Genomic DNA, 11687 nt, shown 5'->3' with positions numbered 1-11687 from the left:
TGAATTGCAACAGCCCCTTTTTTCTTTTTATATAAATATATTTTTATAAAATTAATCATAAAAATTATTAATAATAGAATATATTATATATATTTAACTTATTTTTTAAGGAAATTGTATAATAAATCAGAGGTTATATTATGAATTATTTAAAAGAAAATGGAAATGAATTAATTGAAATTTAAAAGGTTTAAATGAAAGGTTGAACCTTTTTCTTGCTTTTATACTTTTTTTGAATTATCATATTTAAAATAGTATAATAAATATAGATTATATAAAAATATAGTTGTTAAAGAAAGGAAAAATATAATGAAAAAAATTTTATTTTTACTAATTTTAATGTTATCTTTTGTTAGCTTTTCTGTAGACTATAATAATTTGATTAGAGAAACCTTACCACAAAATGATGGATATGCTTCTTTAAATGGAGGAGTTAGTGGTGGAGCTAATGCAGATAGTAAAAATATTTATAGAGTTAAAACTAAGAAAGAGTTATTAGATGCTTTGGGGAGTATAGGTAATAATGTTGAAAAAATAATAGTTATAGAAAATGATATAGATTTTACTGTTGATAGTAATGGAAATAAATTAGATGTAAGTAATTATGAAGTTTCTGGATATAGTTTGAAAGATTATTTGAAAGAATATAATCCTGATTCTTGGGGGAAAAATAAAATATCTGGAAACTTAGAAGAATTAAGAAAAAAATCTTCTAAAAATCAAGAAAAGGATGTAGTTGTAGATATACCAAGTAATACGACTATAGTAGGCTTTGAAAATGTTAAATTAATTGGAGTTAATTTTAGGATTTCTACGAATAATATAATAATAAGAAATATACATTTCATAACTCCATTAGATTTATTTCCACAATGGGATCCTTTTGATGATAAAACTGGTAACTGGAATTCTCAATATGATAGTATAACTATAAAAGGTGGAAATAATATTTGGATAGATCATTGTATATTTGAAGATTCTAAAACAGAAGAAATTAAATATTTTGGAAGAAAATATGAGCAACATGATGGATTAGTTGATATAACAGATGGTGCAGATAATATAACAGTATCATATAATATATTTAGAAATCATAATAAAACTATGTTGATAGGATCTAGTGATAATAAAAAAGGTGATGATGGTAAATTAAAGGTTACCCTACATCATAACTATTTCTATAACATAGTTCAAAGAGGACCCAGAGTTAGATATGGTTTAATACATGTATATAATAATTATTATAAAAATGATAATAAAAATCCTGATTATAAATATTCTCTAGGTGTAGGATATAATTCAAAAATATATGCAGAAAATAATGTTGTAGATTTAGAAAATAAAGGATATGAATCATTTGTTAAAGTATTTAATGGTAAGTATATAACTTTAATTAATAATTTGGTAAATGGTAAAATTGAAAATGTATATAAAAACTATGAAAGTTTAGATATACAAGTACCTAGTTTATATAATAAAATGGATAATGTAAATAATGTTAAAGATAATGTGTCAAATAATGCAGGAATTTTTAAATAAGGTATTAAAGAGAATTTGAATGAAAGTTTAAATTCTCTTTTTATATAATAAAAAATTGAAAGTCAAATAATTTTTTATAAAAATAAATAATTTAATATAACTTAAGTTAAAAAAGTTGAATGTTGATTTTTCTTTTAAAATGAGGTATTATTAAACTATACATACTTTTAGTTAAAAAAGTAAAACAAAAAAAAGCTAAAAATAAAAGCATATTTTAAAAATGACAATATAATATATTAAGGATGGAATAATGAAGAAATTAAATAATACAGATTATAAAGTTTTAGAATTAATTTCAAAGAAACAAAAACAAACAAGAATGGATTTATCTGAGTATTTGGATATAAGTCCAGCCGCTATTTCAAAGATTATAAAAAAATTAATGGAGTTTAATTTAATTTATGAAGATTACTCTATTTCTTCTAAAGGTGGAAGACCAAGAAAATTACTTAAATTAAATGGTAGCAGTAAGAAAATAATAGGTATTAATTTTGGTTCAGGGTTTATGGATGTATCAATTAGTGGTATAGATGGTGTAATACTTGATACTGTTAGAAGATATATATTATTTAAATCTCCAGATAGTCTTGTAGTAAGATTAAAAAAAGAAATAGATGATATACTTGATAAATATGGTAAAGAAGAAATAATAGGAATAGGGCTTGCAATTAATGGTATAGTTAATAATATAGGTGGTTCAGTTGTTTTTTCACCACATTTGAAATGGAGTAACTTTAAATTAAAGGAATATTTTGAAAATATGTATAATATTCCTGTTATTATTGAAAATGATGTTAGAAGTATGTTAATGGCAGAAATTTATAAAAATAATAATTCAAAAAATGTATTTTTTATCTATTTAAGATATGGAATAGGAGCAGCATTATTAATAAATAATAAGATATTTTCAGGTGATACATTTTCTGCAGGTGAAATAGGGCACTATATTGTTAATCCTAAATCAAACTCTAAATGTAAATGTGGAAAGTTTGGGTGTTTAGAAGCAGAATTTTCAACACTTGCTATTAGAGAAAAAATTAGTTGGGAATCACAAATGTCTGGTAAAATGAGTAATATTGAAAATTTAACAGACGAAGAAATATATATAGAAGCACAAAAAGGTGTAGAACCTTATCATAGTAAGGTTAAAGATGCAAGTTTTCAAATTGGAAATGTTGTGGGTAATGTTTTAAATATTTTAAATATAGAAAATATAGTTATTACAGGAGATATACTAGATTCTAAAGAATTATTTAAAGTTAATTTTTTAAAAGGTTTAGAAAGCATGCTTACTAAAAATTTTGATTATAAAATAAATATAAAAGAATCTAAATTTGGTAAAGATGTTGAAAAATATGGAGCTCTTTATCTTGTTATATCTAACCTATTTTCAGGAAAGAAAATATTCAAGTAGGCTATAAATTAAGAATATATAGTATAATAAATTTTTTTTAGAGGTGAGGAAAATGAAAAAAACGTTAATGAGTTTATTAATGGTTTTAGGAGTTGCAGCTGCAGTTGTTTCATGTGGAGGTAAACAAGAAGCTGCTAAACCTGCAGAAGGTCAAAAGTACACTTTAGGAGTTACTTATTATAAATTTGACGATAATTTCTTAGCAGGTATGAGAAATGATATGGGTGCTATAGCACAAGAAAAATACCCACAATTTGAATTATTAAACAATGATTCACAAAATTCTCAAGCAATACTTAATGACCAAGTTGACGCTTTAATTTCAAAAGGAGTTAGTATATTAGTTGTTAACTTAGTTGATCCAAGTAATGGTCAAGTAGTTGTAGATAAAGCTAAAGCAGCAAATATACCAATAATCTTATTCAATAAAGATCCAGGAAAAGCAGTTCTTGAAAGTTATGATAAAGCTTGGTATGTAGGAAACAACCCTGAAGAATCAGGAATATTCCAAGGAGAAACAGTAGTTAAAAACTGGAAAGCAAATCCTAAACAAGATTTAAATGGTGACGGAGTTATCCAATTTGCTATGTTAAAAGGAGAACCAGGACATCCAGATGCGGAAGCTAGAACTAAATTCTCTGTAGAAACTATAGAAAAAGCTGGAATTAAAACTGAAAAAGTATTTGAAGATGCTGCGTTCTGGGATTCAGCTCAAGCTAAAGATAAAGTTGATGCATTACTTTCAGGACCTAATGGTAAAAAAGTTGAAGTTATTATAGCTAATAATGATGGAATGGCAATGGGTGCAATCGAAGCTATGAAAGCTCACAATGTAATGTTACCTGTTTATGGTGTTGATGCTATACCTGAAGCTCTTACTTTAATTGAAAAAGGTGACTTGTCAGGAACAGTTTTAAATGATGGTAAAAACCAAGCATTAGCAGTATTAGAATTAGCTAATAATATTTTACAAGGTAAAGATCCAGTAGAAGGAACACAATGGAAATTAGTGGATAAATCAGTTAGAGTTCCTTACGTTGGTGTAGATAAAGATAATTACAAAGATTTCGTAAGATAACATATAGAAAAGCCACTGAAAAGTGGCTTTTTTAAAAATGAGGTGGAATGAATGAATGATGACAACATGAATGTTGAAAAATTTGAATATGTTTTAGAAATGAATGGAATTTCAAAATCTTTCCCTGGTGTTAAAGCCTTAGATGGTGTAAATTTAAGGATAAGACCTAATAGTGTTCATGCTTTAATGGGAGAAAATGGAGCGGGGAAATCAACTCTAATGAAATGCCTATTTGGTATCTATAAAAGAGACGAAGGAGAAATAAAATTAGAAGGAAAACCTATTAATTTTATTAATTCTAAAGATGCTTTGGAACAAGGTGTTTCAATGGTTCATCAAGAATTAAATCAAGTTTTACAAAGAAATGTTATGGATAATATTTGGCTTGGAAGATACCCTGTTAAATATGGTATGGTTGATGAAGCTAAAATGTATGAAGATACTAAAAAAATATTTGATGAATTAGAAATAAATATAAATCCTAGAGAAAAAGTAAATAAATTAAGTGTTTCTCAAATGCAAATGTTAGAAATAGCAAAAGCTGTTTCATATAATTCAAAAGTTTTAATTTTGGATGAACCAACTTCTTCATTAACAGAAAACGAGGTTCAACATTTATTCCGTATAGTAAGAAAATTACAAGGAAGTGGTATAGGTATAGTATATATTTCACATAAAATGGAAGAAATAAAAGCTATATGTGATGAAATAACTATACTTAGAGATGGTCAATGGATAGCTACAGAAAAATTAGAAAAATTAAATACAGATCAAATAATTAATTTGATGGTTGGTAGAGATTTAACTAATAGATTCCCAGAAAAAGATAGTAAACCTTCAGATGTTATTATGGAAATAGAAGGATTAACAACTAAAGACTTAAAAGATGTAAGTTTTGATTTACATAAGGGAGAAATATTAGGTATAGCAGGTCTAGTTGGATCTAAAAGAACTGAAATAGTAGAAACAATATTTGGTATGAGAGGAAATTATGAAGGTAGTATAAAAATTCATGGTAAGGAAGTTAAAATAAAATCACCTAATGAAGCTACAACTAAGGGACTTGCATTAATTACTGAAGAAAGACGTGCAACAGGAATATTTTCTATGTTGGATATAAAATTTAATTCAATAATTTCAAATGTAAAAACTTATACTAAATTTGGACTTTTAAGTGATAAAAAGACTACAAACGATACTGATTGGGTAATAAAATCAATGAATGTTAAGACACCTAGTCAAAGTACACATATAGGAACATTATCTGGAGGAAATCAACAGAAGGTTATTATAGGTAGATGGTTATTAACAAATCCTGAAGTTTTAATGATGGATGAGCCTACACGTGGAATAGATGTAGGGGCCAAATTTGAAATATATCAATTAATGATAGACCTTGCAAGAAATAATAAAGGAATAATAATGATATCATCAGAAATGCCAGAACTTTTAGGAGTTACTGATAGAATAGTTGTTATGAGTAATGGTAAGGTTGCAGGAATTGTAAATACTAAAGAAACTACACAAGAAGAGATATTAAAATTAACGGCTATGTATTTATAGGAGGATCATCGTATGAATAATGATAATTTAAAGAAAGCAAAATCACTAGTTATTAATGGTGGAATATATATGGTTTTATTAATATTATTTATATTAATAATAGTCAAAGATAGTTCATTTTTAAGTTTTAGAAATGTTATTAACATTTTAACACAATCATCAGTTAAAATGATTATTGCACTTGGGGTTGCAGGACTTATAGTAACTCAAGGTACAGATTTATCAGCAGGACGTCAAATAGGTCTTGCAGGTCTTATTTCAGCAACTCTTTTACAATCAGTTGCTAACCCTAATAAAATATATAAATTTATTGATTCTAATTCAGCTATAGCTTCTATAGGTAAAGCTTTAGGATATGATAAAGAACCAACTATAATATTATGTTTAATTACTTTATTGATAGTTATAATTATAGGTGCAATATTAGGTGCTATTAATGGTATACTTGTTTCTAAATTTAATATAGTTCCATTTGTTGCAACTATGGGTATGATGATAATAGCTTATGGAGCGAACTCTTTATACTTTGATTATACAGGTTCTACTCCAGTTGCAGGATTTAGTTCTTCATATAGTGCTATAGTTGGAAATATTAATTTTGGCTCATTCTTCTTCCCAAGATTAATAATATATGCAACAATTGCAATATTGGTTATGTGGATAGTATGGAATAAAACTGTGTTTGGTAAAAACTTATTTGCTGTAGGAGGAAATCCTGAAGCAGCTAAAGTTTCAGGAGTTAATGTTACAAAAACTCTTATAATTGTTTATGTTATATCAGGAGTTATGTATGCAATAGGTGGATTCTTAGAAGCAGCACGTATAGGATCAGCTTCAAATAATTTAGGTAACCTTTATGAATTAGATGCTATTGCAGCTTGCGTTGTTGGTGGAGTATCATTCTCAGGTGGGGTTGGTAAAATATCAGGAGTTGTTACAGGGGTTATAATCTTCACTATGATTAACTATGGATTAACATATATAGGAATAAATCCTTATTGGCAATATATAATAAAAGGGTTAATAATAATAGTTGCAGTTGGTATAGACATGTTAAAATATAAGAAGAGAAACTAATAAGAGAGGAAGTCTTTAAAATGGATTTGTTAAAATTAGAGAATAAATTTTTAGAACTTTTTGGTAAAAAGTATGAAAACAGATATTTTGCACCAGGACGTGTAAATCTTATAGGAGAACATACAGACTATAATGGAGGAAATGTATTTCCTTGTGCTATAGATAGAGGAACTTTAATTTTAGTATCTAAAAGAGAAGATAATAAATCAAGACTATATTCTATGAACTTTGAAGATAAGGGGATTATAGAATTTAATAATGATAATTTAATTAATGAGTTAGAAGATTCATGGGTAAATTATGTTAAGGGAATGTTTAAATTCTTTATAGAAAAAGGATATGATATAACTCATGGGTTTGATATATTAGTATATGGAGATATACCAAATGGAGCAGGACTTTCATCTTCAGCTTCACTTGAAATGGTTATAGGTACAATGTTGAAATATGAATTTAATTTCAATATAGATACAGTTGATATAGTTAAAATAGGAAAGCTTACTGAAAATAAATTTATAGGTGTAAATTCTGGTATAATGGATCAGTTTGCAGTAGCTATGGGACAAAAAGATAAAGCAATTTTACTTGATTGTAATACCCTTATTTATGAAATGGTTCCAGTAGTACTTAAAGATGAGTATATAGTTATAGCAAATACAAATAAAAGACGTGGTCTTGCCGATTCTAAATACAATGAAAGACGTAGTGAGTGTGAAAAAGCTCTTGAAGAATTACAAACTAAATTAAATATTAAATCACTTGGTGAATTAAATATAGAAAAATTTGAAGAAAATATAGACTTAATTGGTTCTGAAATTAGACAAAGAAGAGCAAAACATGCTGTTTATGAAAATCAAAGAACATTAAAAGCGAAAGAGGCTTTAATTAAAGGGAAATTAGATATATTTGGTAAATTAATGAATGAATCACATATTTCATTAAGAGATGACTATGAAGTTACAGGACATGAATTAGATTCTTTAGTAGAAGCTGCTTGGGAATTTGAAGGTACTGTAGGTTCTAGAATGACAGGAGCAGGATTTGGGGGATGTACTGTTAGCATAGTTAAGAAAAACATGACAGATAAATTTATTGAAGAGGTAGGTAAAAAATATACTGAAAAAACAGGCCTTGTAGCAGATTTCTATATAGCAAGTATTGGAGATGGAGCTAGAAAATTATGATAATCATTAACAAAGAATTTCTTGGGAAATTTGATGGTAAAAATATAGAAAAGTATATTTTAAAAAATGATGAATTTGAAGTACATATAATAAATTTAGGAGCTACGATAACTAAAATATTAACTAAAGATAAAAATGGTGAATTTAAAAATGTAGTTCTTGGATATGAGTTTTTTGAAAAATATATAGAAAATGCTAGTTATGCAGGAAGTATAATAGGACCTACATCAGGAAGAATAGAAGATGGTAAATATACCATAGAAGGAATTGATTTAGTATTAGGTATAAATAATGGAACTAATGCTAATCATGGTGGTATTGAAGGACTTAATATGCAGGTTTTTTCAACAAAAGTTGTAGAATTTAATGAATACAAAGGTATAGAGATGACTTACTTTTGGGATCATTTAAAAGGAAATCATCATGGTAATATGGAATTTAATATTAGATATTTCATAAATGAAGAAAGTGAATTAAAAGTTGAACTTTTTGCTAGTAGTGATAGAACATCATATATTAATTTAACAAATCATTCATATTTTAATCTTTCAGGAGATTTAAACATAAATGGTGATGAACAAATATTAAAAATAAATGCTGATAGATATTGTCCAGTTAAAAATAATATGATTCCAAGTGGAGAAAAAAAAGAAGTTAAAAATAGTTGCTTTGACTTTTTAAATGGAAGAAAAATAAAAGAAGCCATAGCTCAAGGTGATGAACAATTTGATATAACACGCGCTATAGATCATGCTTTTGTAATAAATAAATCTGATAGTAAGTATGCAGGAAGTCTTTATTCTGAATATTCTGGTATAAATATGGATATATATACAACTCAAAATGTTTTGGTTGTATATACTGGTAATTATTTAGATGATGTTATAACTTTTGATGGTATAAACAAAAATATTAGATTCTTAGGTGTTGCACTTGAAGCACAGAATTACCAAAATGGAATTAATATAGAAGAATTTGATTCTAAATTAACTACACCTAAAAATCCGTATTATGAAGAAATAATATATAAATTTAGTTTAGGAGGAAACTAATATGAAGAATGTATTAGTTGTTGGTGGTGCTGGTTATATAGGATCACATACAGTTAAAATGTTGAAAGATTCAGGATATAATGTAATAATTTATGATAATTTATCTAAAGGACATAAAGAAGTTGCAGAAATACTTGATGTTAAATTAATAATAGGAGATTTAGGGGACAGAGCTAAATTAAAAGAAGTTTTTGAAACTGAAAAAATTGATATAGTAATGCATTTTGCAGCATTTATAGAAGTTGGAGAATCAGTTATAGATCCAGGTAAATATTATGAAAATAATGTTGGTAAAGTAATAAACTTACTTAATCAAATGGTTGAATCTAATATTAAAAATTTTGTGTTTAGTTCAACAGCAGCAACTTTTGGAGAACCTATACATTCAAAAATAGACGAAAACCATCCTCAAAATCCAATTAATCCTTATGGACATTCTAAAAAGATGGTAGAAATAATGCTTAAAGATTTTGATAAGGCTTATGGTTTAAAATCTGTTATACTAAGATACTTTAATGCGTGTGGTTCAGATAAAGATGGATTAATAGGTGAATCACATAGTCCAGAAACTCATTTAATACCTGTTATTCTTGAAACTGCAAATGGTAAAAGAGAAAGTATTAAAATATTTGGAACAGACTATGAAACAAAAGATGGAACATGTATAAGAGACTATATTCATGTATATGATTTAGCAAAAGCACATATTATGGCTATGGAAAAAATGTTTAAAAATAATGTTTCATTAGAGTATAATCTAGGTAATGGTACTGGTTTTTCTGTTAGAGAAATTATAGATACAGTAAAAAATGTAACAAAACGTGAATTTAGTGTAGTTGAAACAGAAAGACGTCCAGGAGATCCAGCGCTACTTATTGCAGACCCAACAAAACTTATGACAGATTTAAATTGGACATCTAGTTATGATTTAAATGATATTATAGAATCTGCTTGGAAGTGGGAACAAAATAAAAAATATTAAGGTGATAAAATGAATATTTATGAACAAGTAGAAAAAATAATACTATTTGGAATAAAAAATGAAATGATAGAAGGAATAGATGAAATTTTAGTTAGAAATAAAGTTTTAGAAGTTTTAGAATTAGATGAATACCCTGAGTTTACAGAAATTGAAAGGGAAAAGTTTATTAGTGAGATAGAAAATATGGAATATCCTGTAGAAATATTAGATAACATTACTAAATGGGCTGGAGAAAATGGTAGATTAAAAGAAGATATTTTAGTTTTTCATGATTTACTTAACTCAAAAATAATGGGTCAAATATTACCTAGAACATCTCATATAACTAATGAATTTTGGAAAAGATATGAAAAAGATAAAGCTTTAGCTACAGATTATTTTTATTCTTTATCTAAAAAAAGTAACTATATCAGAACTGATAGAATTGCAAAAAATATGAGTTATACATATGAAAGTAAATATGGTCCTTTAGAAATTACAATAAACCTTTCTAAGCCAGAAAAGGATCCTAAAGAAATAGCTCTTGCTAAGACTATGCCTAAACCTAAATATCCTAAATCTCTTTTATGTAAAGAAAATGAAGGGTATAGTGGAAGACTTAATCATCCAGGTAGACAAAATCATAGAATAATAAAACTTGATTTAACTAACGAAGAATGGTTCTTCCAATATTCACCATATATTTACTATAATGAACATTCTATAGTATTTTCTGGAAATATTAGAGAAATGAAAATTGATAAGAGTGGATTTAGAAGATTAATAGAATTTGTTGAGTTATTCCCTCATTACTTTATAGGTTCAAATGCAGATTTACCTATAGTTGGAGGATCTATATTATCTCATGATCATTTTCAAGCAGGTAAACATAAATTTGCTATGGATGATGCAACAATTTCAAGTAAAATAGAATTTAAGAATTATCCAAATATAGAAGCAGGTATATTAAATTGGCCTTTATCTGTTGTAAGACTTAGAGCAGATAAAAATGAAAAAGAAAATTTATTAGATCTTGCAGATAAAATTTTACAAAAATGGATAAATCATTCAGATTATGAAAATGATATAATATCTCATACTGATGATACTAGACATAATACAATAACACCTATAGTTAGATTCAAAGAAAATAAAATAGAAATGGATTTAGTTTTAAGAAATAATAGAACAACTGAAGAATATCCTTTAGGTATATTCCATCCACATGAGATACACCATTCTATAAAAAAAGAAAATATAGGTCTTATAGAAGTTATGGGTCTTGCAGTACTTCCAGGGCGTTTAAAACATGAAATGGAAGAGTTAGATCAATTATTCATGAGTACTAGAGATATAAATGAAACTATTGAAATGATGAATGAAAATACTGATTTACAAAAACATATAGACTGGGTAAAAGAAAACTTTACAGATGGTATGATAAAAGATGAATATTTCTTAGATGAATTAATTCAAAAAGTAGTTGGATCTACATTTGAAAAAGTTCTTGAAGATTGTGGAGTATATAAAAATAATGAAATTGGAAGAAATGGATTTAAACATTTCTTAAGTTTAATAGATTAATATAGAAAACATATATCAATAAACTAAAGATTATAAAAATGTTTTGAGATATATGTTTTTTAATATATAATAGTATGAAATTAAAAGTAAAAAAAGAAGATTATCTAAATTATTTATAAAATATTTAAAATAATAGATTATGTATATCCTTATGTTCTAGGTTATATTTTTTATGGCAAATATGATTATAATATTACTATTTTGTATATTGTTTATGATAATATAAGAATGTAGA

9 protein-coding genes are annotated in these 11687 nt (G+C 26.3%); all 9 read left to right on the top strand.

Annotation, left to right across the window (positions count from 1 at the left end; genetic code table 11):
• Window positions 1-309: 309 nt before the first annotated feature.
• The 9 genes from AYC59_RS03420 to AYC59_RS03380 all read left to right on the top strand — a co-directional run bounded on the left by AYC59_RS03420 (window position 310) and on the right by AYC59_RS03380 (window position 11452).
• On the top strand, window positions 310-1539 hold the full coding sequence (locus AYC59_RS03420; protein WP_066895225.1) for a pectate lyase family protein: 1230 nt from the start codon (window positions 310-312) through the stop codon (window positions 1537-1539).
• A 250-nt stretch (window positions 1540-1789) separates the two neighbouring features.
• The gene (locus tag AYC59_RS03415; protein WP_066895223.1) at window positions 1790-2953 is read left to right on the top strand and encodes an ROK family transcriptional regulator; all 1164 of its coding nucleotides are present in this window, start codon (window positions 1790-1792) and stop codon (window positions 2951-2953) included.
• Window positions 2954-3005: 52 nt separating this feature from the next.
• Window positions 3006-4031 carry a galactose/glucose ABC transporter substrate-binding protein MglB gene (gene mglB / locus AYC59_RS03410; RefSeq protein WP_066895221.1) on the top strand — a complete coding sequence of 342 codons (1026 nt, stop codon included), beginning with the start codon at window positions 3006-3008 and terminating at the stop codon, window positions 4029-4031.
• A 51-nt stretch (window positions 4032-4082) separates the two neighbouring features.
• Window positions 4083-5594, top strand: a complete 1512-nt coding sequence (gene mglA / locus AYC59_RS03405) for a galactose/methyl galactoside ABC transporter ATP-binding protein MglA (RefSeq protein WP_245620627.1) — start codon at window positions 4083-4085, stop codon at window positions 5592-5594.
• A gap of 12 nt (window positions 5595-5606) precedes the next feature.
• Window positions 5607-6671, top strand: coding sequence for a galactose/methyl galactoside ABC transporter permease MglC (mglC, locus tag AYC59_RS03400; RefSeq protein WP_066895219.1), 1065 nt, complete (start codon window positions 5607-5609; stop codon window positions 6669-6671).
• A 20-nt stretch (window positions 6672-6691) separates the two neighbouring features.
• Window positions 6692-7855 (top strand): galactokinase, encoded by a 1164-nt coding sequence (locus tag AYC59_RS03395; RefSeq protein WP_066895217.1) that lies wholly within the window; start codon window positions 6692-6694, stop codon window positions 7853-7855.
• On the top strand, window positions 7852-8907 hold the full coding sequence (locus AYC59_RS03390) for an aldose epimerase family protein (RefSeq protein ID WP_066895214.1): 1056 nt from the start codon (window positions 7852-7854) through the stop codon (window positions 8905-8907). Before AYC59_RS03395 ends, AYC59_RS03390 begins: the two co-directional genes overlap by 4 nt.
• Window position 8908: 1 nt before the next feature.
• Entirely contained in the window at window positions 8909-9889 is a 981-nt protein-coding gene (galE, locus tag AYC59_RS03385; RefSeq protein ID WP_066895212.1) for a UDP-glucose 4-epimerase GalE, read from the top strand.
• A gap of 9 nt (window positions 9890-9898) precedes the next feature.
• Window positions 9899-11452, top strand: coding sequence for a UDP-glucose--hexose-1-phosphate uridylyltransferase (locus AYC59_RS03380; RefSeq protein WP_066895210.1), 1554 nt, complete (start codon window positions 9899-9901; stop codon window positions 11450-11452).
• Window positions 11453-11687 lie beyond the last annotated feature (235 nt).

The sequence above is a fragment of the Pseudostreptobacillus hongkongensis genome (assembly GCF_001559795.1).
Taxonomy (GTDB): domain Bacteria; phylum Fusobacteriota; class Fusobacteriia; order Fusobacteriales; family Leptotrichiaceae; genus Pseudostreptobacillus; species Pseudostreptobacillus hongkongensis.
Note: the sequence above shows the minus strand (reverse complement) of the source record. Positions and strands in the feature narration are given on the sequence as shown.